Origin of the sequence: Natrinema sp. DC36 (assembly GCF_020405225.1) — an archaeon.
In the GTDB taxonomy this organism is placed as follows: Archaea; Halobacteriota; Halobacteria; order Halobacteriales; family Natrialbaceae; genus Natrinema.
This window is the reverse complement of record NZ_CP084472.1, coordinates 3,669,017-3,690,384: the sequence shown is the minus strand read 5'-3', so window position 1 is coordinate 3,690,384 and position 21,368 is coordinate 3,669,017. Positions and strand designations below refer to the sequence as shown.

Sequence of the window (21,368 nt, the reverse complement as noted above, 5' to 3'; positions counted from 1 at the left end):
CTAATCTATACCTATTAAACATATACATTTAATAGGTCTGTAGGAGAGAATTTGTGAATGAGATAGTGCCTATTCTGGTTAACTGTCCTGCCTTTTCGAAAAATGCCGTACATAGCGGGGGGACTGCGCGCGCGGGTGTCCTTTGTTCTTTCTCAATCCCAGCAAAAGTCTCCTGAAGACGGGTGGAAATCCCCTCTGATAATCGGCGTAAAAACTATACTAGAGCGGTTCCCTACAGGAATTACAGTCTGCGCCGCAGGCGCAAGCCTAGGCCGGGATTTGAACCCGGGCTCTCGTCCTTACCAAGGACGCGCTTTACCGCTAAGCTACCCAGGCACGCATCTGTTCGTTGACCGGAGTCGTCTTTATGGGTTTCGATTCGAACGGGCCGTGCGCCGGGTTGTCGCAGCCCCATCCCGCGAATTGCGTTCGTCGATCAGGGATCCGTCGCGGACGTCGCTCGATCGGTCGTGGAATCCTCGAGCGACAGCTCTCGAGCCCGCGCGTGGAGGTCGGTGAGACAGTCCTCGACCGGGGGAAACGAGGTGCCAACGTCGGCGGCGAACTCCGCGACGACGGCGTGCAGTCGGGGTGAGGGTGTTTCGCCGACGGCGACGGCGCCGGTGCGGACGGCCAGTTCGAGCACGTCTCGCTCGAGGTTCGCATCGATCGATGCGGGGTCGCCGCCGTCGGTGCCGACGGCGGTGCCGGCGCTGGTTTCAGTTCCGGACTCGAGATCGTCGCGGCGGGTCTGGTCGCGACCGAACGACTGCACCGTTCGGACGGCTTTGTCGGCGGCGTCGGTGCGCGCCAACAGGTAGAAGCCGCGGGCGACGAGAATGTCGGCGGCGAGGATCCCGAGGTCGGCGTCGCTGGCGTCGGCGTCGGTCGCCGTCCAGGGTTCGTCGTGAGCGAGCGAACGCGTCAGTCGCAGTCCCTCGTAGATGAGTTGGACGCCGGCCGCGTGGGTCGTGATGCGAGCGGGCTCGCGATCGGGGCCGGCGGCTCGCGTTCGGTTCCGATCGGGTTCGGACTCGCCGTCGCGGCACGGCTCGTCCGCGTCCTCGAGGACGCGACCCTCAGTGCGCATCGCCGCGGCGCTCTCGAGGGTGAGGACCGCGGGGACCATCGACGCTCGATCGAGGATAGAGTCGAGATACTCGTGCAGCCGTGGTGGTTCGACGTCCGCGACGGCCTCGGCGGCGGCACGCCGACAGCTGTCGGCCTTTTCCATTAGCGGGGGGTTACGAGGGCGGAGCCAAAGACCTTTGGAAACGCCCGGTCGACTGCTACCATGCTCGACGTTGACACGAACGGATCGGTTCGCACCGTCACGATCGACCGCCCCGAGGCGCGCAACGCCCTCACCGTCGACGGTCTCGAGGCCCTCGAGACGGCGATCGACGGCGCCGACGCGCCGGTGATCTACATCCGCGGGCGCGGCCCGGCCTTCTCCGCGGGGGCCGATCTGAACGAGGTCGCGGCACTCGAGGGGGATCACGACCGCGGGGCCGACTTCGCGCGCCTGGGCCAGCGGGTCGCCCGAACGATCGAGGACGCCCCTGCGATCGTCGTCGCGGGCATCGACGGCCCCGCACGCGGGGGCGGCCTCGAGCTCGCGCTCGCCTGCGACGTCCGGGTGGGGACTCCGGATTCCACCTACGGCGAACCGGGAGTCGGCTTCGGCCTGTTCGGTGCCTGGGGCGGAACCGTCCGGCTGCCCCGGGTGCTGGGCGAGGGCGACGCCCTCGAGTTCGCCCTCTCCGGACGATCGATCGACGCCGAGGAAGCCCTGCGGATCGGACTCATTTCCCGCATCGATGACGATCCCCGATCGGTCGCCGAGGAGATCGCGGAAAACGCAGACGACGCGCTGGTCGCCCTGAAGCGCCGGATCCGAGACGACGGCGAGCGTGCGACGCAAGAGCGACGCGAGGCGACCGCCTTCGCCGACCTCGTCGCCGCTCACGCCGACGATATCGACGCGCTGCTCGAGTAGCGGTCGCCGCTCGAGGGAAGCTACAGGCGACTATTGGACCGAAAGCAGTTTGTTCACGAACACGAATAGCGAGATATGCCCGAACCGGCGTTTCTGGAGGCCGATCGCGTGACGCTGCGGCCGATCGAGGAGGCGGATCTCGAGTTCCTGCGGGCGCAGGTCAACGATCCACGGGTCTGGCGCGCGATCGGGCGATCCAGACCCATCAACGGCGAGCAGGAGCGCGATTTCTTCGAGAACGTCGTCTGTAGTGACGACACCGTAGATCTACTGATCGTCGCCGACTCGACACCCGTCGGGACGATCGGCCTCTTCGAATTCGACTGGGAGGCCCGCAGCGCGGAAATCGGCTACTGGGTCGGACCCGACCACCACGGACGGGGGTACGGCACCGAAGCGGCGGAGCGCATCGTCCAGTACGCCTTCGACCAACTCGGGCTTCACCGGATCACCGCCCACGTCTTCGAGTTCAACGAGCCGTCACAGCGGCTCCTCGAGTCGCTGGAATTCACGCGAGAGGGCGTCCATCGCGACGCCGAGTTCGTCGACGGCGAGCACCAGGACGTCTACTGGTACGGCCTCCTCGAGGACGAGTGGCGAAGCGCCTGATGTCCGCGAGCCGTTACGCGAGCGGGTCCGGAGCCGGCGGCGCGTTGCGCTTGTGTTCGCTGCGCTCGTACATCCCGCGGACCCGCTCGACCGTTTCCTTATCGACCTCGAGCAACCGAGCGGTCGCGGCGACGGAGAGTGGGCCGTCGACGTGGGCTGCGAGGATATCATCGAGCGTCTCGTAGCTGATCCCCAGTTCGTCCTCGTCGGTCTGATCGGCCCACAGCTCGGCAGTCGCGGTTTTGGCCGCCAGTTCCTCGGGGACGCCGACGTGGCGCGCGAGCTGGCGGACCTGCCCCTTGTAGAGGGTCCCGATCGGGTGGCAGTCGACGGCCCCGTCGCCGTACTTCGTGAAGTAGCCCACGGCGGCCTCGCTGCGGTTGCCGGTTCCCAGGACCAGCCGGCTCTCGTGATTGGCGACGAGATAGTTCAGGACTGCCCGAACGCGAGCGCGGGCGTTACCGATGGCTTCGCGGTCGCCTTCCGCTTCGGGGTAGACCGACAGCAGCGAGTCGACGATCGGTTCGATCTCGATCACGTCGTAGCTGATCTCGAGGTCCCGTGCGACCCGCTCGGCGTCGCTCATGTTCCCCTCGCTGCTGACGGTCGCCGGCAGGACGAGTCCGTGGACGTTCTCGGCTCCGAGGGCTTCGACGGCCAGATAGCCGGTCAGCGTGCTGTCGATCCCCCCGGAGAGACCGAGGACGGCACCGTCGGCTCCCGCGGCGTCGACCCGCTCGCGAATGAACGCCGTGATGTGGTCGCGCTGCCGTTCCAGTTCCTTGTCCGAAAAGCGAAGGTCGATCATACGGGATCCTATGCCGGGCGTGACCTAATAGGCTGCCCTCTCCGGGGAAAAAGTGCCCGAACAGTCGATTTCGACGGAACGGCACGACTCGAGGCGGAGTCAATAACGCGGCCGAGTGGAAGGTCCGGGTGCGAGAATTGAACTGCGCGTCTCAGCCGGACGGGCTGAAGGATAGCCACTACCCCAACCCGGACACATCGCGTCTTTCGACACGACTCGCTACCACGGTGGACACGTAATACGTGCTGATAGTCCGCAGCGATTGCAACTCGAGGACGGGTTTTTGTCGTCGCGGGCACGTGGGCCGGTTCGAGAGCGCTACGTTCAAGTGCGACCGGAAGATATGCTTGAGTGAGTAGTGCGCCGATGTGGAGACGGACTTCGTCCGTCGAATTACGGCGCGCAAGCGGATGAAGTGTGCCGATGATGAGCAGTTCCATAGGAACTCCGAGCCTCGGTACGCGAGGAGCGCAGTGACGAAGTGCGCCGGTGGTGAGCAAATCCTGCGGATTTGCGATCCTCGGCGCACAAGCGAACGAAGTGAGCGCAGTGCGCCGGTGGTCCAGTGGTAGGACTCGAGCTTCCCAAGCTCGCGGCCCGGGTTCAATTCCCGGCCGGCGCATCCTGTTGCGAGCAAACTGTGAGCGACCGGTGCGCCACGAGGGAATCGAATCACGCGAGACGTAGCCCGCACAGCGGAGCGAGCAGGAACGTCTCGCCATCGGGTTCAATTCCCGGTCGGCGCATTTCTCGAGCGACCGAAGCTCCGAGAGCGCCCTCTACCGCTGCTCGCTATCAGGAGGAGAGTCACATCTACTGGAGAACAGCCCTGTCTACATGCCAGTTTGCGGTGGCTCCGTGGATACGGACTTCATACGAGCTTCACAGCCGAAATGACAGCTAAAACGGGTCCGGAAACCGGCTTACTCGTGAATTCCCATCGCTTCGATCTGCTCCTGGTACCGATTTCGGATCGTCACTTCGGTCACCTGCGCGACGTCCGACACCTCGCGCTGGGTCTTCTTCTCGTTACAGAGCAGTGACGCGGCGTAGATCGCGGCGGCGGCGTAGCCCGTTGGCGACTTGCCCGAGAGAAGCCCCTTCTCGGTCGTCGTATCGATGATCTCGTTGGCTTTCACCTGTACCTCCTCGGAGAGTTCGAGTTCGGAGCAAAAGCGCGGCACGTACTTCTTCGGGTTGACCGGCTCCATCTCGAGGCCGAGTTCCTGGGCGACGTACCGATAGGTGCGGCCGATCTCCTTGCGCTCGACGCGGGAGACGGCGGCGACCTCCTCGAGCGAGCGTGGGATACCCTCCATGCGGCAGGCGGCGTAGAGCGTGCTGGTCGCGACGCCCTCGATCGAGCGCCCGCGGATGAGGTCTTCGTCGAGCGCGCGCCGGTACATGACGCAGGCGACCTCGCGGACCGAGCGGGGGATCCCCAGCGAGGAGGCCATCCGGTCGGTTTCGGAGAGTGCGAACTGCAGGTTTCGCTCGCCGGCGTCTTTGGTGCGGATTCGTTCCTGCCACTTGCGCAGGCGGCGCATCTGGTTGCGCTTGTCCGAAGAAATAGAGCGGCCGTAGGCGTCCTGATTTTTCCAGTCGATCGAGGTCGTCAGCCCCTTGTCGTGCATCGTCTGGGTCGTCGGCGCGCCGACGCGGGACTTGTTCTGCCGTTCGGAGTGATTGAACGCGCGCCACTCCGGTCCATGATCGATATTCGTTCCTTCGACGATCAGGCCACATTGATCGCAGACGAGTTCGCCCTGATCCTCGCTCTTGACGAGTGTCCCTCCGTTACACTCGTCACACACCCGCTCACGCTCCGGTTCCTGTTCTTTTTCTGTCGTTTCAGGTTCTCGTTCGCGTTGGCGGGGTGGGCTAGCCATTTCGTGTAGATAACGATGTTGCAACGACTTAAGGACTCGCCACCATAGAGTCACCCTCGAAGTCAGTCGATCAGGTCCTGTTTCGACGGTAAATCGATATTACGCAGCGTTTCAGCCGCGTTTTCGGGTTCGAATACCTCGTTTCCGAACGATGAAAGATTTCAGAGGTAGCCGAACAGCGTTCCGACCAGTACCAACAGCCACATCGCGGTCCCGACCAGCAGCATGTCGTTGAACTTCGAGTCGCGAGCCGCGCGTTTGGCCGCGCCGCCGGCGATCAGGCCGAGCGCGACGACGACGAGCATGCGCTGGACGACGACCTCGAGGGGGAGCGCGTCGACGCCGAGCATGCCGTAGTCGAGCCAGACCGCGACCGCGAGCGAGCCCGCGGCGACGACGGCGGCGTCGAGTCGGCGCGTGAGCCCGCGTGCGATCAGGTAGGTGGCCACCGGGATGCCAATGCCGATCACCGGATAGAGCAGCGCGGCGATCTGGTGGGGCGTGAGGAACTCGGCGCGGTGCTCGAGGAAGATGCCGGCCGCCCGGACGCCGAGGTACAGCGCGACGACGGCGACGACGAGGAGGAGATGGCCGACCTCGACGCGATCGTAGGCGGCGGCGATCCGCCGGCGGTCGACGTCGGTCAGGTGATCGTCGATGGCGTCGGGCGTCCGCTGGCGGACCTGTTCGGCAGACCGGCCGGCGTCGCTCGCAGCGTCGGCGGCGCGCCTACCGGACCGTATGCCGACCAGCGTGGGGATGACGAGGAATCCGGCGAGTTCGACGAGGGTAGCCCAACCGTCTGCGTCGGAGGAGTTGCCGTTATCGAGGTAGATGCGGCTGACGTCGTCCTGAACGTCTACTTGCGGGTGAGCCATGAAGTTGGACTCGACTTTTCGCTGGGCGGACTGGGACCCGTGAACGCGGTGTTGCAACGTGAACCAGTCGAAGTGTTCGGAGTGCGTCTGCATGGCGACCCAGTCGTCGTCCTCGTTGGGACTCTCGTAGAGCCGGATGTGATATCGCTGTCCGTAGTAATTGCCGTCCTCGAGCTGGAGCGTCTCGGTCGTCCAGTAGCCGCTCTCGTTCGGGCCGGGGTCGATGTAGGCGTAGCGGACGCCGCCGTCGGCCTCACCCCAGTTGAGAGAGGGGATTCGTCCACGCCGTTCGTCCGCTGGCGGTTCGTCTGCGGTCGTATTGTCGGCCGAATCGTTCGTCGCGTTGGCGGTCGTATTGGTGGCCGAATCGTTCGTCGCGTTGGCGGTCGTATTGGTGGCCGAATCGTTCGTCGCGTCGGCGGTCGTATTGGTGGCCGAATCGTTCGTCGCGTCGGCGGCCGAATCGGTCTCGTTCTCAGAGACGTTTTCACCACCGGTCAGTGCGTACGTATCCGGCACCGCCTCTTCCTCCGATTCGTTGATTTCCGACCAGTCGCCGCCGCCCGATTCGGTCAGTATTCGTTCGATATCGTCGACGTCACCGCGGACGATCACGTTGATCGGACTGCGCTTCTGGAACCCCTCCCGCGGACTGAGATACTCCCAGAACCCGCTCTCGGAGTCATCGAACGAGACGACCTCGGGAGTCGGCTTCTTCGGGGCCGGATCCTCGGCCGTGAGCTGGCCGGTCGACAGCGACAGCAACATCGAGGGGCCGCCGACGAGCACGAACGAAAGGGCGAGTAACACGGCCGCGATCACGAGCGATCGGCGCATTTCGTCGGTACTAGCCACGGGACCCATATCAAACCGTATGTAATCGACCCGATGGGGTGTCGGGGAGCGACCGTTCCAGTCGAATCAGCAGTGCTCGAGAGCCACGTCAGGGGACGCAGGTCCGCCGTCCGGTTCTGTTGTGAGTCTCCGTGCCGAAATCAGGTGTCTACGGTGGGACCGACGGTAGTAACGGGGACGAGAGCCTCGCGGACGACGCGCTGTGAGACGCTCCCGACGACGTTCTGTTCGTACTCGTCTCCGCTGGTTCCCATCACGATCAGATCGACGTCGGTGGCCGCGGCGTAGTCGACGATGCACTCAGCCGGATTACCCGTATCGACCGCCGTCTCCGTCTCGACGTCGCTCGCCGTGGCCCGCGTCACGGCGTCGTCGATCGCCTCGCGGGCCGTCGCCTCGAGGTCGTCGCGGACGTGCGCGACGCGCTCGTCATCGAGGACGAGAAAGGCGCGGTCGTCGACGACCGAGAGGACGTGTAGGGTCGCGTTTCTCGTGGCCGCGACGTCGATCGCGTGCGCCGCAACGGTCGCCGCGTGGTCGCTGCCGTCGGTGGGGAACAGAATCGTCTCGTACATCGATCTCTGCGCTACCCTCTCGCGCGGACGGAAAAAGGGGTTTCCCTCCCTCCCCGATGGCGGGAACGATCGGGCTAGATACCGGGAATACCGAGCACGTCGGGAGTGACGAAACCGACCACCGCGAACAGGTAGACGATTCCGACCGCGACGATCCAGGCGACGAAGCCGATCGCGACGGCGGAGCCCCAGCCGCCGGGGTAGCGCCAGTTGATGACGGCGACCCAGACGATCAACATCAACAGGATACCAAGCAGGGGAACCCAGCCGACGAAGAAGCTCGTGACGGCCCACGCGACCGCGCCGATCAGCGCCGTCACCGCCGCGTTCACGAAGCTCGCCTCTCGGTCTAACACCAGCCGTGCGCCCGCGAGGATACCGATCGTTCCCACGAGCAAGCTCAGCACGAAGATCAGGATTGAGTCCGCGGCGGCCATATTAGGGTTTCCAGCTGAGTTCGATCTCGACCGTCTCACGATTCCCGCGGAGCATCGACGATCGTTCGACCACTTCGACTGAGAGGTCGATGTTCTGTGGTGGATCGAGCGACACGTTCTTGTTCCCGACGGGGACGGTAATCTCCTCGTCGCCCTGCTCGAACTCCGCTGCGAGGTCCGTGAAGTACGCGGCGAGTTCCTCTCGCGGCAGTGTTTCGTCGGCGGTCGTCCGTTGCGCCATGCGCCAATATGGCGGTCGTGTCCGCAAAAGTATGGGCATCGAACGGCGTCCTAATTCGCTGTTACCGGCTCGACCGCCGCTGTAACAGGTCACTATAGCACTGCGAGAAACCGACACCGAATCGACCGCTAAAACAGATTCGCCTGCTGATAGACCGATATCCCCTCGCTCGTGATCTCGTACGGCTTCTTCTCACGGGAGTGATTCGCATCGCGGATCTTCTGAATCTCGATCGCCATTCGCGTCTCGCGGAAGTCATCCGGTCGGATGTACTGCAGGACGAAGACGGCATCCGTGAGATACTCGACGATCCCGTACCGCGAGGCGTAGGCGGTCTCCGAAGACGCCTCGCTGGTCAACAACGCGGTGACCCCCGCCCCCTTCAAGCTTCGGGCGAAATCGTATATTTCGTTTCGGCGTTTCGCCCGGTCTTCGTACATCATCTCGAGTAAGGAGACCGAATCCAGAACGAGCCGCGAGGCGCCGAACTCCTCGACGAGCGCGGGGAGTTCGTTGCGGATCGACGCCAGGCTGTTGGCCATCTCGATGGGGTCGACGTCGACCACGGCGAGCTGACCGTCGGCGACGTACTCGTCGAAGGCGTACCCCTTCTCGGTCGCGCTATTGATGACCCGGTCACGGCTCTCCTCTAACGTGATGAACACGGCCCGTTCGTCCCGCTCGAGGGCGTGGGTGATAAACTGGAGCCCGAAGGTCGTCTTGCCGGTCCCGGCACCGCCCATCGCAACGAGGAGCGAGCGCTCGGGAACGCCGCCCTGAATCATCTGATCGAGCCCGTCGATGCCGAGGTCGATTCGGGGGAGTTCCGAATCGAGTTCCTCGTCGAAGTCCGGTTCGTCGCTTCCCAGGACGAAGTCGAGATCATCGAATCCCTCGAGATCGGCCGCCGCGTCGCCGTCGTCACCGACGGCAGCCGGCTCCGACGCCTCGATGTCCTGTAACGCCGAGCCGAAGTCCTCCTCGAACAGGGAGTCGCCGTCCGCCGCGTCATCCGCATCCGGCGTTCGATTCCGGGCCGAATCGTCGTCGATGGGACTCGGCGGCTCGTCCGCGACGGAGAATGCGTCGCCCTGCGGGTCACGCTGGTCGTCTTCCGGCCGAGCCCGGTCGCCGTCGCCCGATGCGAGCGACTCGGAACGGTCGTCACGGACGGCCTTATCGGTGTCGTCGAGACGATCGTTTGCGTCGTCGTCCTCGAGATCGGCGGCGTCCGGCTCCGACTCGGATCCGTCGCCGTCGTCCTCGCCCTCGAGTGCTCGGTCGAACCAGTCCGTGACGTCGTCACTCACGGGGACCACCTGCTGGCCGTCGCCGGAACGGGCAGGGGCGGCCGACGGGGACCGCAAACTGGCCGACCGCTGGGATCGACGGCGACGCGACGGGAGTACTCGAGTAGACGGCTGCCATACTGGACACTGCGACGTGGTCGTCGCGGGCGTTCACGTGACCGGATTCGTTCCACCCGGATTAAGCTTGTTGCCGTCGACGGGACAAGCGTGGCTTTTTGACGACGGGGGGGCTAGCCGCGGACGATGGACGTCGACGTCGGAATCGTCGCCCAACGCGACAACGAGCGTGCACAGGAACTCGCCGCGAGCCTCGTCGACGCCCTCGAGGAGACGGGCGCGAGCGCCGTCGTCGACGAGGCGACCGGCGGGGCGATCGCGGCGGCCGCCGTCCCGGTCGCCGGGATGGCGAGTCGCGATCTCGTCGTGAGCATCGGCGGCGACGGAACGTTGCTGTTCGTCGCGCGCGAAGTCAGTCCCGCGCCGATCATCGGGGTCAACCTCGGCGAAGTCGGCTTTCTCAACGCCGTCGCCCCCGCCGACGCGCTCGCGGTCGTCACCGCGCTCGTCACCGAACTCTCGGAGACGGGCACCGTCGAGGGCCGCGAACTGGCGCGGCTGCAGGCGACCGGCGTCGACGAGGACTGGACGCTCGAACCCGCGCTCAACGAGGTCGTCGTTCACGGCCATCGGCGGGGCCACGGCGGCGGGGCAACCATCGAGATCACCGTCGACGGCCAGCGCTACACCGAGAGCCACGCGGACGGCGTCCTCGTGGCCACGCCGACGGGCTCGACCGCCTACAACCTCAGCGAGGGCGGCCCGCTGGTTCACCCGTCGGCCGACGCGCTCGTCGTCACGCAGATGGCCGCGACCGAGTCGATGCCGCCGCTGGTCGTCGAACCGGACACTGAACTCACGCTCACCGTCTCCGGGACCGACACCGCCTACGCGATCAGCGACGGGCGCAACCGACGGCGGCTCGAGCCGCCCGCGACGGTATCGGTCTCGATCGCCGACGAGTTCGTGACGCTCGTCGGCCCGCAGGCGAACTTCTTCGACGGGCTCGACAAACTCGAGTAGCCCTACTGCTCGCCCTCGACGAGCCGCTCGAGATGTTCCGGCGGCACCGAGCCGCGGGCGGCGCGGCCGTCCGAAACGAACGTCGGCACGCCGGTGATACCCTGCTGTTGTGCCTCGGTGAACCGGTCCTCGAGCTCCGCCCGGAGACTCTCGTCCGAGACAGCATCGCGAATTTCGTCGCCCGGCAGGTCGATGGCCTCGGCGAGGTCGACCAGAACGTCGACATCACCGATGTCGCGGCCGTCCTGCCACAGCGCCGTGTAGATCGAGTCGTCGAACGCCGCCCACTGCCCGGGGTACTCTTGCTTGACGTACCACGAGGCAACCTGCGCATCGAACGAGTCGACGTCGATCGCCAGCTCTTGGGCCATTTCGACGCCGTACTCCTCCTGCAGCCGGCGGACGTTCTGTTTCGCCTGTTCGAAGTACTCGTCGTCCTTGCCGTCGTCGACGTCCTGATCGATCGAACCGTCCGGGTTCCGCTTCCCGCGTCGCAGGTCGAAGGGGTGCCACTCGACGGCCAGTGGCTCGTCACGGCCCTCGCGGTACTGCTCGAGCGATCGGGTCCCCAGATAACAGAACGGGCAGACGTAGTCGGCGTAAATCGTGATACGATCCGCGGTCTCCGAAGTCGATTCGGTGTCAGCGTCAGCCATAGCGATGCTAGGCAGTCACCACGGAAAAGTCGCGGGTCACCGGCAGTCGGCTGGAGGCGGCTCGAGACGAAGTGCATGTGGCTCGAGAAGGGGTGGAGATAGCTCGAGGTTGGGTGACGACGGGCCAGTGAGAGGTGGCTGCGGCGTAGCACCGGTCTGAGTTGATAGCCCAGCCCGTTAGCTCTCCGATCCGGAGGCGGCCGCGTCGGCAGCGTTCGTCTCGGCGTCCCTCACGTCCGGCAGGTTCGGATCCCGGTACGGGTTGCGGCCGTAGGCCGGCAACTCGTCCTCGAGCTGGGATTTCAGCACGCGGCGGAGCCGGTTCAGACTCGTCGTGTCCAGTCCGTAGTCGGCCGCGAGCCGCTTGAACGATTCCTCATCGGTGATATCGTGGGCGCGGTACTGGGCGAACAGCTCCTCCATTCGGTCGGCGGAAAGCGTCTGGGCGTCGATCTCGTCCAGCCCGAAGTACTGCTGGCGGTCGACGTCGACGACGTGGCGGATCGCCACCAGCGCGACCTTCTCGATCGCTCGCTGGCTGCCGAACTCGGTGAGATCGATCTCGTCCATGACGCCGAGTGCCAGATCGCGCTGCCACGGCGTCACCTCGAGGGCGTTGCACAGCGCCTGGGTGGTTCGCAGCCGATCGAGGTGGTGAGCGCGTTCGCTGTAGCCCGGCGTCGCCGCGTGCTGTTCGTCGTGGAGGCGACGAACGCTCTCGGAGAGGTCCGCGTCGGGGGAGTCGGCGCGGCCGATAACCGTCGCGCTCGGCGTGACGACGCCCCACTGGCGGACCGTCGAATCTCGCTGGACATCCGCCCGGGAGAGCGACCCGGAGCCGGGCCGGGTCTCGAGGCGGCGCTCGGAGTCGGGATCGGGCTCGACGCCGTCCGCGACCGCCGCGGCTCGCTCGGAATCTGGACCAGGGTCGGCACCGTCGTCTTGCATCGTCTGTCGGTCGGAGAGGGAGAGTGAAAAAGGCTCGCTCCATTTAGTGGCCGATTACCTGGACTAACAGCCTTTCTAACAGGTATCGGGCGATAGCAGCGGCGCTCGAATGATGTCGATCGCTGTCGCTTCGCTCTCGAGTGAGTGAGTCCGCGAGAAGCCCTTCGTAGCTCTACCTTGTGACCAGAAGCACTTAAAGGATGGACGGCTCGCTCGAGTCGCGAAGGAACAGCGAGTATCGTCGAGCGATCGATAGGTCGAGCCGTGGCTGTTCGAGAACGGATTTCTCGGCAGAATCGGGGCGTCGCTCTCGTCGTATCTTCACCTTGTGACCAGAGACACGTAAACGAAAGCGGGGTCGGGACGCGGCTCGAGCTACCGGACGGCCGCGATAATCTCGTCGATGAACCCGTTCAGCCGTTCGGTGTCGGGCCCGCCCCGTGCGTGAATTGCGGGATCGATCTCCTTCGGCGGGTGTGCGAATTCGGCACCGACGGCGTCGCCGATATCGGTCTCCCCGTCGCCCGCTCGTTTCCGCTCGAGCAACTCGCGAGCCCGGTCGATTCGATCCGCATCGAAAACTGCGGGTGCCTGCTCGCGGAGGAAGGTTTCGAACTCGAGGGCCGGCAGCTCGTGTTCGCCGCGCTCGCCGGTCTCTTTGAGATAGGACGCGGACATGGCCGCCCGACAGATCGTGAGATTTCGCTTCACGGTCGGTTTGGTCTGTGTCTCGCTGAAACGGTCGTCGTCGGCCGGGACCGTCATCGTTCCGTCGTCGGCTTCGACGACGTATGTCTCGTCTCCCGCCTCGAGGATCGGAAACGTGTCGTCGCCGGTGTTGACCAGATGGTGCGAGACGTATTTGCGATAGTTGCTGGTTGCGATCCCGCGCCACGTGTGATAGAGGTCGATCGGGTTGTACGTTCGTTCGATATACGCCGTGAGATCGGCGGGGTCGTACGCGAGGCGGTAGCGGATCGGACTCCGCAGCAGGTCGATCGCGCCCTCGTTCGAGTCGGCGAGCAGGCGCGCGAACGTCCGCACGTCCCACCCCTGATACTCGAACTCACCGCGGTCCGCGACGACCGTCTCGGGAGCGCCCTCGAGGTGAGCGTACCGGCGCAGATCCGTCGGCGCGAAGACGAACCCGACGTCGTAGTCGCTGTCGGGACTCGCCGCCCCCCAGGCGTGGCTCCCGCGAGCGACCGCCAGCGCCACCGCGATATCGTGCTCGCGTTCGATCGCAGTCAGGTGGTCGTCGACGGTCTCGGGAACGTGTGCTGGAACGGGAGACATGGCTGTGTCTCGAGTATGCGGGAACGAAATGCGAGAAGACCGGGTGACGAATGCCCTTCGTAGCTTCACCTTGTGACCAGAAGTACTTAAAGAACGGTCCGAGCGAAAACTTGGAAACCAAAACGGAATCTGGGGAGAGAGGTCCGATTACCCGGTGATCCCGCTCTGGAAGCCGCGGCGAACCGTCATGGCGTGTGCGTAATCGGATTGGGAGAGCACACCGACGGGTTCCCCGTTTTCCTCAACCAGTGCGTTCACGCTCCCGGACTGGTTCAGCACGGCCAACGTATCGAAGGCGTCGTCGGTCGGCTCGACGCGAGAGACCACTCGCATGACCTCCTCGACGCGGGTCGTTCCGCGCTCCTTTCCTCGAGCCTTTTGCACGTCATCGAGCGTGATAATGCCGAGGACCGCCCCGGTATCATCCGTAACGAGGTAAAGGGGGTAGCGTTCGCGAAGCATTCGGCCACCGAACTCCTCGAGCGTCGCGTCTGCCGAGATCGTCGCGGGATCTCGGGTCATGATGTCGCCGACCGTAATGCCCTCGAGCAGTTCGTCGAGGAGGACGGACCGCGATTCCGTCGTCGCGGCGCCGTAGATGAAGAAGGCGAGGAGGAGGAGGATGAGCTGAAAGGTGAGGACGCCGACGATGGCGAACAGGAAGGCGAAGAGGACCCCGACTCGTGCCGCGATCCGCGTCGCGGTCCCGTACGGGCGGGAGCGAGCGAGGAGGGCGCGGAAGATGCGTCCACCGTCCATCGGGAACGCAGGGAGGAGATTGAATCCCGCCAGTATCAGGTTCGTGAGGGCCAGATAGCCGACGATGAATCGCGACACCTGGAAGGAGTTCGGTGCGATGAGAACGCCCGCGTAACAGACGGCGGCGACGAGGACGCTCGTGAGCGGGCCGGCGATGGCGATCCAGAACTCGCGGTCCCACTCCTTCGGGAACGTCTTCAGCGACGCGATGCCGCCGAGGATCCACAGGGTGATCGAGTCGATCTCGATACCGTACCGCAACGCGACCCACGAGTGGCCGAGTTCGTGCAGCGTGACGCTCACGAACAGCCCGATCGCCGCCGCGATACCGATAAGCCACGGTGTCGTCCCGGCGCGGAGCTGGGACAGATCGAATTCGGAGCCGGTGACCCCTTCGATGAATCCGGCGTACAGTTCGATCTGCTGGCCGCTCCCGATGAGCCACGCGAGGATCGGGAGGAAGATCAATAATGATGTGTTGATTCGAATCGGGATATCCCAGATCTCGGTGATAGTGTAACTTCGCACACTCGCTGCTGTCACTCCGGGGTCTTAGGTGACCGGAAACCGGTTCCGACGGGTTCGTCGGAATCCGCGTCGCACGATCCCGACAGCGCCGTTACTGTGGGGTCGTTTCACCGACCGCTCCGGGACGCGAACCGTCCCGGCCGTCGATCTCAACGGCATCGAGCGGCGGAGCGTCGTAACTGTCGAATCGAAGTTTCAGAGAACGGCGGCCGTCCCGTCATAGCTCTACCTTGTGACCAGAGGCACTTAAAGAAACGATGGGGCGCTCGAGTCAACGACGAACGCCGTACCCCATCGAAGCCCTTCGAACCCACGTCGAGCCAGTTACTACTGGTTCCGAAAGGTTGAATCGCCCGCTACCCTGAATGCGGGCAATGAGTCATCAGTTGCCGGACGTGCAGGCGACGTCGCCCGACGTCACCGTCGGTCTGAGCCAGGTCGGCGTCACCGGCGTCGACAAACTCGTCAAGATCGCCCGCGAGGGCAAGCGACCGATCGTCCTCACTGCGGAATTCGAAGTCTTCGTCGACCTCCCGGGCTGGCGCAAGGGCGCGGACATGAGCCGTAACATGGAGGTCATCGACGAGATCCTCGAGGACGCGACCCGCGAGGAGGCCTACGGCGTCGAGGAAGTCTGTGGCGAGGCCGCCGAACGCCTGCTCGAGCGACACGACTACACCTCGAGAGCGGAGGTCTCGATGGAAGCCGAGTTCATGCGCCGCGAGCAGACGCCGGCCAGCGACCGCGAGACCCAGCACACGGTCGATATCGTGGCCTCGGCGACCGCCACCGAGGACGGAACCCGCGAGGAGATCGGCGCGAACGTCACCGGCATGACGGTCTGTCCCTGCTCGCAGGGGATGTCCACGGCCCGCGCGAAGCAGACCCTCGAGGACCTCGGCGTCGAGGAGGAGACGATCACGCAGTTCCTGGACGAGGTGCCACAGCCGGGACACTCACAGCGGGGCCACGCGACGCTGACCGTCGAGGCGAACGGCGATCCCGCGGTCGATCTCAACGACATCATCGACATCGCTCGGGACTCGATGAGCGCGCGGATCTACAACCTCGCGAAGCGGCCCGACGAGGACCACATGACCTACGAGGCCCACGCCGACGCGAAGTTCGTCGAGGATTGTGTGCGCGCGTTAGCTGAAGGCGTCGTCGACGAGTTCGACCACCTGCCCGACGACGCGGTGATCACGATGAGTCAGTCCAACGACGAGTCGATCCACCAGCACAACGCCCACGCCGAGCGCGTGGTCGAGATGGGGACGCTTCGCGACGAGATTGCGAATTAAAACTCGAGCGGCTCCGCTTCCTCCCACCGAGGCACGAACTCCTCGTGGACGTTCGCGGCGAACTCCGGATCCTTGAGGTCGATCATGCCAAAGGCCTCGCCCGAGGAGAGCGGATTGGGCACCTGAATGCAGACCTCGACCCCGTCGATGATGTTGAACGAGCCCGTGATGTCGTCGTGCGTTCGGACGTCGAAGTCGTCGCGTTGCTGTAAAGTCTCCCGATACCGCCGGCCCACTTCCTCCGACATCGAGGCGACCATCTCGCGAGTCATCAACAGATCGACCGAGACGCCCCGATCGAGTGCGTCCTCGAGTTGAGCGTTTATCTCCTCGCTGACCGCCTGCATGTCCCACTGGGGAGAGGGATGCGACGACACCATCACGATGTTGCGGTCAGCGGCCGCGAGGCGCTCTAAGAGGAGGTCGATCGTCTCCTCGGGACCGACGGCGGCGGTCCAGAACTGTTCCTCGACGGGCTCGGCCGCATCGAGTTCGTCGGCGAGGTCGTCAACGATCGACTCGTACTGATCCGCCTTCTCGTCGAGTTCGCGTTTCTTGTCCTCGAGCAGCCGATCGAGCGCCGTCGACGGCTCGACGGCGACGTACTTCTTCGGCCGACTGGCGGTCTGGCTGCGGACCAGGTTGTACTGTTCGATGCTGTTGAGCACGTCGTAGATCCGCCCCATCGGCACGTCGCTCGCCCGCGACAACTCCTTGGCCGTTGTGGGGCCGGTAGTGAGGAGCGATCGGTAGGCTCGAGCTTCGTACTCGGAGAGCCCGAGATCCCTGAGACTGGCCATGCCGGACGATGCCTCCGAAGAAATATAAACACTGTGGTAGTTTGACGGGAGGGCGGACTCGGCCCCGAGGAGGCCGAACGTCAGTCCAGAAGGTGCTGGACCTGCTCGCTCAACTCGGAGGGAGTTTCGGCGCGATCGGAGACGCGATCGTCCAGTTCGGCTCGCGCCGTTCCCGCCTCGAGGGCATCGGCGCCGGGGACGACGACCTTCTCGTGGTCTGCCAGCCGAAGCGCGCCGCGGTGCAGATCGGAACCGGGCTCGCCGGCGACCCTGATCACCAGCGGCCCCTCGAGCAGTCGGGAAACCGCGGTCGCGTAGCGAGCGATCTGGACGCCGAAGCGGTCGCTCGCACCGGCGAAGGCCTCGAGCGTCTCGCGTGCGATTTCGCGATAGCGGTTCTCACCGGTGAGGGCCGCCAGCTCGAGCAGCCCGTCCGCGAACGCCACGTTGGAGTCCAGCGGCCGGAGCGGCCGATCGCACAGGCCGACGCCCGCGGCGGGACCGTCGAGGAACGAGTCCTCGTCGTGAAGGCGTTCGATCGTCGCGTCGGCGATCGCCGTCGCGTCCGCGAGGACGGACGGATCGATCGTGCTCGCGGCCGTCGTCAGCGCGCCGAGAACGCGCGCCTGATTGCTGAGAAGGGGGACGGGGTCTCCGTTGCCGTCGCGATGGGCGTCCTCGAGCGCGTGCACGACGACGCCGTCGGCGAGCAGGTCCTCGCGGAGGGTCTCGAGCGCGCGTTCGGCGTACCGACGGGCGCGCTCGTCGTCGGTGTAGGCGTAGTAGGTGAGCAGTCCCTCGATCGCCAGCGCGTTGGATCCGGCGAAGACCCCCTCGTCGACCGGCGGCTCCGCGGCGGCCGCCCGATCGGTGGCGTCGAGGCTGTACGCGTCGTCCTCGCCGGGAGCCTGGCTGTTCGCGAAAGCGGCGGCCTCGCCGTTCCACAGGGTGCCCGTCAGATAGCCGATCGTCCGCTCGGCGGGGTCGCGGTACTCGTCCGCGCCGGTCAGCAGGTAGGCGTTGGCGAACGCCCGCACGAGCGCGCCGTTTGAGTCGAGGAGTTTCTCGCGCTGGAGCCCCGACCAGTCGGGCTCGGTCGCAAAGCGGTAGAAGCCGCCCTCGTACTCGTCGAACAGGTTCGCGCTGACCGCGTCGTAGGATCGCAACGCCATCTCCCGGTCGCGTTTGAGCGCGAACTCGAGCGCGTCGGGTAGCGGGAACTTCGGTTGCTGACCCCAGCCGCCGGCGGTTTCGTCGTAGGTGTCGGTGAGGTGGCCGAGCATTCCCTGCTCGATATCGGCCGTCAACTCGCCCGCGGGTGGGTTGTCCTCGCGGAGCGGACGGGGAACGCGCGCCGCGCCGGTCCCTTTCGTCTGCCACATCGTTCGGACGCTGTCGAGGACCTGTCGCATTCCGTCGGGGCCGAGATAGCCGGCACCGGTCAGGACCTCCCCGTTCGGTGCGAGGAAGACCGTCGACGGGAAGCCGCCCATGTTGTACCGATCGCGAACGCGCGGGTGTCGGTCCACGTCGACTCGCACGGGAACGAAGCTATCGTTGACGTTGGCCGCGATTCGAGGGTCTGCGTAGGTCTCCGCGTCCATCTCGTGGCAGTGATCGCACCACGTCGCGGTCAGCGAGAGCAAGACGGGAACGTCTTCGTCCGAAGCCTCGTCGAAGGCCTCCCCTCCCCACTCGCGCCACTCGACGCGCGTCGTCTCGTTCATACCGCATCGACGTGAGTCCCCGGCGTAAGGCCTTCGTTCGCGTCCGGTGCCGGATCGCGGTCTCGAGCGGTTTCGGGCGACCTCGAGCGGGCACGGGCGGCGATTCCGTCGCTGGAACGAGAGTAAAAGATTTTCACCGTTCGGCGACAATATCCGCGTATGCTCCGGTGGATCCTCGCGCTGTTGCTCATCCCGTTTCTCGACGCCGTGTTACTCGCGGTGATCGTCACCCAGTTCGGGTTCGTCAACTGGGTCGGGATGGTGCTGCTCGTCGTCCTGACGGGACTGGTCGGCATGCTACTCGTTCGGGCCGAAGGGCGGCGAACGATCCGGAAGATGCAGCGCTCGATGGCACAGGGGAAGCCGCCGACGAACGAACTGCTCGACGGCGGCTTGCTGATCGCCGCCGGCGCGTTCCTGCTGACCCCCGGACTGGTGACGGATCTCATCGGCTTCCTGCTCGCCGTTCCGCTGACCCGGATCCCGATCCGCGCCGCGCTCAAGCGCTTCGTAATCGTTCCGTACGCGGACAAGAAGACCGGCGGCTTCGCCAGCGGCGGGGTCTGGACGTTCGGCTTCCCAGAGCAGGAAGCGGCAGACGAACGCACTGGACCGACTGACGGCGGGACGTACGATCTCGGTACCGACGACTATACCGTTGATGGCGACGGCAACGAGGACTCGTACACGATCGAGTTCGGCGACGACCGCACGGACGACGGGGACGAAAGAGACGACGATCCCCTCGCTCGGTAGCGAATCTCACGGGTCGGGGAGAAAGAAACGCTTAAACGTCCCACCGGGCAACTACCGAGTGCGAGGGAGACGGCGCGGGCCAATAGCTCAATTAGGTTGAGCGCCACTCTGATAAGGTGGAGGCTCTCGGTTCAAATCCGAGTTGGCCCATACTTTTGCGGCGAGCAACCTCGCGAGCCGCAAATACGGAACCCTACTCGAATTTGAATTACGGAAGTCGCAGCCCGGGAGCGAACGAAGTGAGCGACCCAGAACGTCTTCCGGTGGTTCAAATCCGAGTTGGCCCACTATTCTCGGCGAATAACGTCGTGGGCCGAGAGTATGTGCTGCCGCGAGGATTTGAGTCCTGCAAGTCGCACGCTCACAGGCAAAGCGAGTGAGATCGTCGTCCGTCGGTTCACATTCGAGGCCGCTTCTCGCGGCGAATCACTTCGCAAACCAGCGGCCTACCGGACGACTCGAGTCACCGAAGCACTACGGACTCGCGTGCCCCTTCTGCTCGACGGATCGTCGCGACGGTCGACTCGGTCACGGAACGATCGGGGCCAGTAACGGCTCGCGTGAGACGAGCAGAACGACGTTGTTGCTCGCGAAGAGGGCGTACATTCCGACGATAGTAGCGACGAAGGCGATGTCCAGCGGCGTCGAGAGGACGTAGCCGATCAGAAGCACGAAACTGGCATAGATGAGGGCGGCGAAAACGACGCCGGCGATACCGAAGAGGTCGTGAAGAAAGACCGTCACGGGATTTATCTCGTACGCGTACGGGACGGTAAAGAACAGTACGGTTGCGACGAGATCGACGAACCACACGCTAAAGAACGCGGCCCGAAGTCTGGTAGTCCCCGGTCGCTTCAGCTCGATCCCGAAAGAGGCCGTGTCCACCATCGTATTGAAGACAACGCTTGTCCGAGCATTACGCGTTGTACTTGCTGATTCCGGCCGTGTGATGGGTTGACTTGCTGCGGGAACGAGACAGCGCTGCAAGCAAACGACCGACGGGGACCCGGACGTAGCGCTGGAAGAGGACGACGGGTTACACGGGTCGTCGTTTCGTACGATCTGCTGTAACTGTGTCCCGACGTACCCGCGACCCGCCATGCGGGTGCGCCGGGATTGACAGAAGTCCGTCTCAGCCGTCCGACGACAATCGTTCGAAATCGGGGTCGGGACAGCCGTTCGGTTTCGAGGGAACGCGTCGGTAAGCGTGTAATTCGCCATCGGTGGCAGCACTCAGCAGGATATCGTCCGGTGCGATCTCGTCGAACCGATCGACCGGTAGCACGAGTTGATCGACGACAGCCTCGCCGTCCTCGAGCAGGAGGACGACGTGTTCTCCGTCGACGATTCGGTCGACGACGCCGATGTAGAGATCGGTTCCGTCGAGGACATCGCCGATCGCGACGTCGTCCGAGGACGAACCGCGGAACGGCGGTCGTAGTCTCCGGGAAATCGATGGGTGATCCGGTCGATCAGGCGTTTTACCGGTGCTCGCACCGGCGGTCGTCACTGCGGCGATCGCACCCGTCGTGAGCGCACCGAGCGTTCGAAGGACTGTCCGTCGCGATCGTCGGGGTTGGTCCGACATGCCCCTGTTGGCCGCGGATTGTCTGATAAACCCTCGGTTGAGTCGGATTGTCTCGCTCGTCCGGTCAACCGAACCCGTCGGTCGATGATGTACGCCGTTCGTAGATCTATAGAAGTCCTACTACTTCGATAAAACAGTATGGAATAGTATACTTGAGCCGGTCTGTTTCGATCTGTCACAGTACCTGTCTAAGACGTACAGAAACTCGCATTCTCGCCATTTACCTGGAACTCAAGAGTGAGGGCGAAACGCAAGCGATTAATTCACGTAGAGATTGAGAGAGCTCGGTTATTAAAGCTGATTGTGTGAGATATAGGGCGTCTTAGCG

General features: G+C 64.5%; 22 protein-coding genes and 3 tRNA genes. 7 read left to right on the top strand and 18 right to left on the bottom strand.

Annotated elements, in window-relative coordinates; genetic code table 11:
• Positions 1 to 264: 264 nt before the first annotated feature.
• Positions 265 to 336, bottom strand: a tRNA-Thr gene (locus tag LDH74_RS18775).
• Positions 337 to 436: 100 nt separating this feature from the next.
• Positions 437 to 1,234, bottom strand: coding sequence for a hypothetical protein (locus LDH74_RS18770; RefSeq protein ID WP_226040195.1), 798 nt, complete (start codon positions 1,232 to 1,234; stop codon positions 437 to 439).
• Positions 1,235 to 1,294: 60 nt separating this feature from the next.
• Between LDH74_RS18770 and LDH74_RS18765 the strand changes: the two genes are divergently transcribed.
• Entirely contained in the window at positions 1,295 to 1,999 is a 705-nt protein-coding gene (locus LDH74_RS18765) for an enoyl-CoA hydratase/isomerase family protein (protein ID WP_226040194.1), read from the top strand.
• 75 nt (positions 2,000 to 2,074) lie between these two features.
• Positions 2,075 to 2,608: a GNAT family protein gene (locus tag LDH74_RS18760; protein WP_226040193.1), complete on the top strand. Its 534-nt coding sequence runs from the start codon at positions 2,075 to 2,077 to the stop codon at positions 2,606 to 2,608.
• A gap of 13 nt (positions 2,609 to 2,621) precedes the next feature.
• Here the strand turns inward: LDH74_RS18760 and LDH74_RS18755 are convergent, their stop codons facing one another.
• Positions 2,622 to 3,416, bottom strand: coding sequence for an NAD+ synthase (locus LDH74_RS18755; RefSeq protein ID WP_226040192.1), 795 nt, complete (start codon positions 3,414 to 3,416; stop codon positions 2,622 to 2,624).
• A 551-nt stretch (positions 3,417 to 3,967) separates the two neighbouring features.
• Between LDH74_RS18755 and LDH74_RS18750 the strand changes: the two genes are divergently transcribed.
• A tRNA-Gly gene (locus LDH74_RS18750) sits at positions 3,968 to 4,038 on the top strand.
• Positions 4,039 to 4,339: 301 nt separating this feature from the next.
• Here the strand turns inward: LDH74_RS18750 and LDH74_RS18745 are convergent.
• The 7 genes from LDH74_RS18745 to LDH74_RS18715 all read right to left on the bottom strand — a co-directional run bounded on the left by LDH74_RS18745 (position 4,340) and on the right by LDH74_RS18715 (position 9,755).
• Positions 4,340 to 5,305: a transcription initiation factor IIB gene (locus LDH74_RS18745; protein WP_098724717.1), complete on the bottom strand. Its 966-nt coding sequence runs from the start codon at positions 5,303 to 5,305 to the stop codon at positions 4,340 to 4,342.
• 161 nt (positions 5,306 to 5,466) lie between these two features.
• Positions 5,467 to 7,020: a hypothetical protein gene (locus LDH74_RS18740; protein WP_226042563.1), complete on the bottom strand. Its 1,554-nt coding sequence runs from the start codon at positions 7,018 to 7,020 to the stop codon at positions 5,467 to 5,469.
• A 158-nt stretch (positions 7,021 to 7,178) separates the two neighbouring features.
• The gene (locus LDH74_RS18735) at positions 7,179 to 7,613 is read right to left on the bottom strand and encodes a universal stress protein (protein ID WP_226040191.1); all 435 of its coding nucleotides are present in this window, start codon (positions 7,611 to 7,613) and stop codon (positions 7,179 to 7,181) included.
• Between the two features lie 74 nt (positions 7,614 to 7,687).
• On the bottom strand, positions 7,688 to 8,050 hold the full coding sequence (locus LDH74_RS18730; RefSeq protein ID WP_226040190.1) for a hypothetical protein: 363 nt from the start codon (positions 8,048 to 8,050) through the stop codon (positions 7,688 to 7,690).
• A gap of 1 nt (position 8,051) precedes the next feature.
• The gene (locus LDH74_RS18725; protein ID WP_226040189.1) at positions 8,052 to 8,291 is read right to left on the bottom strand and encodes an amphi-Trp domain-containing protein; all 240 of its coding nucleotides are present in this window, start codon (positions 8,289 to 8,291) and stop codon (positions 8,052 to 8,054) included.
• 128 nt (positions 8,292 to 8,419) lie between these two features.
• Positions 8,420 to 9,601, bottom strand: a complete 1,182-nt coding sequence (locus tag LDH74_RS18720) for a KaiC domain-containing protein (RefSeq protein WP_345778535.1) — start codon at positions 9,599 to 9,601, stop codon at positions 8,420 to 8,422.
• Positions 9,594 to 9,755, bottom strand: coding sequence for a hypothetical protein (locus LDH74_RS18715; RefSeq protein WP_226042590.1), 162 nt, complete (start codon positions 9,753 to 9,755; stop codon positions 9,594 to 9,596). Before LDH74_RS18715 ends, LDH74_RS18720 begins: the two co-directional genes overlap by 8 nt.
• A gap of 89 nt (positions 9,756 to 9,844) precedes the next feature.
• Here LDH74_RS18715 and LDH74_RS18710 point away from each other — a divergent pair, with 89 nt between their 5' ends.
• Positions 9,845 to 10,681 carry an NAD(+)/NADH kinase gene (locus LDH74_RS18710; RefSeq protein WP_226040188.1) on the top strand — a complete coding sequence of 279 codons (837 nt, stop codon included), beginning with the start codon at positions 9,845 to 9,847 and terminating at the stop codon, positions 10,679 to 10,681.
• 2 nt (positions 10,682 to 10,683) lie between these two features.
• On the opposite strand, the gene LDH74_RS18705 is transcribed toward LDH74_RS18710, so the two are convergent.
• From LDH74_RS18705 to LDH74_RS18690, 4 genes are all read right to left on the bottom strand, one after another.
• Positions 10,684 to 11,337: a DsbA family oxidoreductase gene (locus tag LDH74_RS18705; protein ID WP_226040187.1), complete on the bottom strand. Its 654-nt coding sequence runs from the start codon at positions 11,335 to 11,337 to the stop codon at positions 10,684 to 10,686.
• Between the two features lie 177 nt (positions 11,338 to 11,514).
• A complete protein-coding gene (locus LDH74_RS18700) occupies positions 11,515 to 12,285 on the bottom strand; it encodes a DNA-directed RNA polymerase subunit epsilon (RefSeq protein ID WP_226040186.1) in 771 nt (256 codons plus the stop codon).
• A 375-nt stretch (positions 12,286 to 12,660) separates the two neighbouring features.
• Positions 12,661 to 13,581 carry a nucleotidyltransferase domain-containing protein gene (locus tag LDH74_RS18695; RefSeq protein ID WP_226040185.1) on the bottom strand — a complete coding sequence of 307 codons (921 nt, stop codon included), beginning with the start codon at positions 13,579 to 13,581 and terminating at the stop codon, positions 12,661 to 12,663.
• A 147-nt stretch (positions 13,582 to 13,728) separates the two neighbouring features.
• Positions 13,729 to 14,868 (bottom strand): site-2 protease family protein, encoded by a 1,140-nt coding sequence (locus LDH74_RS18690; RefSeq protein WP_226040184.1) that lies wholly within the window; start codon positions 14,866 to 14,868, stop codon positions 13,729 to 13,731.
• Positions 14,869 to 15,242: 374 nt separating this feature from the next.
• Between LDH74_RS18690 and mptA the strand changes: the two genes are divergently transcribed.
• Positions 15,243 to 16,169, top strand: coding sequence for a GTP cyclohydrolase MptA (mptA, locus tag LDH74_RS18685; protein ID WP_226040183.1), 927 nt, complete (start codon positions 15,243 to 15,245; stop codon positions 16,167 to 16,169).
• Here mptA and LDH74_RS18680 read toward each other — a convergent pair.
• Positions 16,166 to 16,969 (bottom strand): TrmB family transcriptional regulator, encoded by an 804-nt coding sequence (locus tag LDH74_RS18680; RefSeq protein ID WP_226040182.1) that lies wholly within the window; start codon positions 16,967 to 16,969, stop codon positions 16,166 to 16,168. The genes mptA and LDH74_RS18680 overlap by 4 nt on opposite strands.
• 80 nt (positions 16,970 to 17,049) lie before the next feature.
• Positions 17,050 to 18,696, bottom strand: coding sequence for a DUF255 domain-containing protein (locus tag LDH74_RS18675; protein ID WP_226040181.1), 1,647 nt, complete (start codon positions 18,694 to 18,696; stop codon positions 17,050 to 17,052).
• A 159-nt stretch (positions 18,697 to 18,855) separates the two neighbouring features.
• On the opposite strand from LDH74_RS18675, the gene LDH74_RS18670 reads away from it, so the two are divergent.
• Complete coding sequence (locus tag LDH74_RS18670) at positions 18,856 to 19,452, top strand: FxsA family protein (RefSeq protein ID WP_226040180.1); 597 nt, start codon at positions 18,856 to 18,858, stop codon at positions 19,450 to 19,452.
• A gap of 76 nt (positions 19,453 to 19,528) precedes the next feature.
• Positions 19,529 to 19,602, top strand: a tRNA-Ile gene (locus tag LDH74_RS18665).
• 378 nt (positions 19,603 to 19,980) lie between these two features.
• On the opposite strand, the gene LDH74_RS18660 is transcribed toward LDH74_RS18665, so the two are convergent.
• Both LDH74_RS18660 and LDH74_RS18655 read right to left on the bottom strand, forming a co-directional pair.
• Positions 19,981 to 20,340 (bottom strand): hypothetical protein, encoded by a 360-nt coding sequence (locus LDH74_RS18660; protein WP_226040179.1) that lies wholly within the window; start codon positions 20,338 to 20,340, stop codon positions 19,981 to 19,983.
• Positions 20,341 to 20,584: 244 nt separating this feature from the next.
• On the bottom strand, positions 20,585 to 21,040 hold the full coding sequence (locus LDH74_RS18655; protein WP_226040178.1) for a hypothetical protein: 456 nt from the start codon (positions 21,038 to 21,040) through the stop codon (positions 20,585 to 20,587).
• Between the last annotated feature and the right edge of the window lie 328 nt (positions 21,041 to 21,368).

Coding starts and splice junctions, on each gene's coding strand:
- LDH74_RS18770 (WP_226040195.1), bottom strand. CDS start 1,234: ATGGAAAAGGCCGACAGCTGTCGGCGTGCCGCCGCCGAGGCCGTCGCG.
- LDH74_RS18765 (WP_226040194.1), top strand. CDS start 1,295: ATGCTCGACGTTGACACGAACGGATCGGTTCGCACCGTCACGATCGAC.
- LDH74_RS18760 (WP_226040193.1), top strand. CDS start 2,075: ATGCCCGAACCGGCGTTTCTGGAGGCCGATCGCGTGACGCTGCGGCCG.
- LDH74_RS18755 (WP_226040192.1), bottom strand. CDS start 3,416: ATGATCGACCTTCGCTTTTCGGACAAGGAACTGGAACGGCAGCGCGAC.
- LDH74_RS18745 (WP_098724717.1), bottom strand. CDS start 5,305: ATGGCTAGCCCACCCCGCCAACGCGAACGAGAACCTGAAACGACAGAA.
- LDH74_RS18740 (WP_226042563.1), bottom strand. CDS start 7,020: ATGCGCCGATCGCTCGTGATCGCGGCCGTGTTACTCGCCCTTTCGTTC.
- LDH74_RS18735 (WP_226040191.1), bottom strand. CDS start 7,613: ATGTACGAGACGATTCTGTTCCCCACCGACGGCAGCGACCACGCGGCG.
- LDH74_RS18730 (WP_226040190.1), bottom strand. CDS start 8,050: ATGGCCGCCGCGGACTCAATCCTGATCTTCGTGCTGAGCTTGCTCGTG.
- LDH74_RS18725 (WP_226040189.1), bottom strand. CDS start 8,291: ATGGCGCAACGGACGACCGCCGACGAAACACTGCCGCGAGAGGAACTC.
- LDH74_RS18710 (WP_226040188.1), top strand. CDS start 9,845: ATGGACGTCGACGTCGGAATCGTCGCCCAACGCGACAACGAGCGTGCA.
- LDH74_RS18705 (WP_226040187.1), bottom strand. CDS start 11,337: ATGGCTGACGCTGACACCGAATCGACTTCGGAGACCGCGGATCGTATC.
- LDH74_RS18700 (WP_226040186.1), bottom strand. CDS start 12,285: ATGCAAGACGACGGTGCCGACCCTGGTCCAGATTCCGAGCGAGCCGCG.
- LDH74_RS18695 (WP_226040185.1), bottom strand. CDS start 13,581: ATGTCTCCCGTTCCAGCACACGTTCCCGAGACCGTCGACGACCACCTG.
- mptA (WP_226040183.1), top strand. CDS start 15,243: ATGAGTCATCAGTTGCCGGACGTGCAGGCGACGTCGCCCGACGTCACC.
- LDH74_RS18680 (WP_226040182.1), bottom strand. CDS start 16,969: ATGGCCAGTCTCAGGGATCTCGGGCTCTCCGAGTACGAAGCTCGAGCC.
- LDH74_RS18675 (WP_226040181.1), bottom strand. CDS start 18,696: ATGAACGAGACGACGCGCGTCGAGTGGCGCGAGTGGGGAGGGGAGGCC.
- LDH74_RS18670 (WP_226040180.1), top strand. CDS start 18,856: ATGCTCCGGTGGATCCTCGCGCTGTTGCTCATCCCGTTTCTCGACGCC.
- LDH74_RS18660 (WP_226040179.1), bottom strand. CDS start 20,340: ATGGTGGACACGGCCTCTTTCGGGATCGAGCTGAAGCGACCGGGGACT.
- LDH74_RS18655 (WP_226040178.1), bottom strand. CDS start 21,040: ATGTCGGACCAACCCCGACGATCGCGACGGACAGTCCTTCGAACGCTC.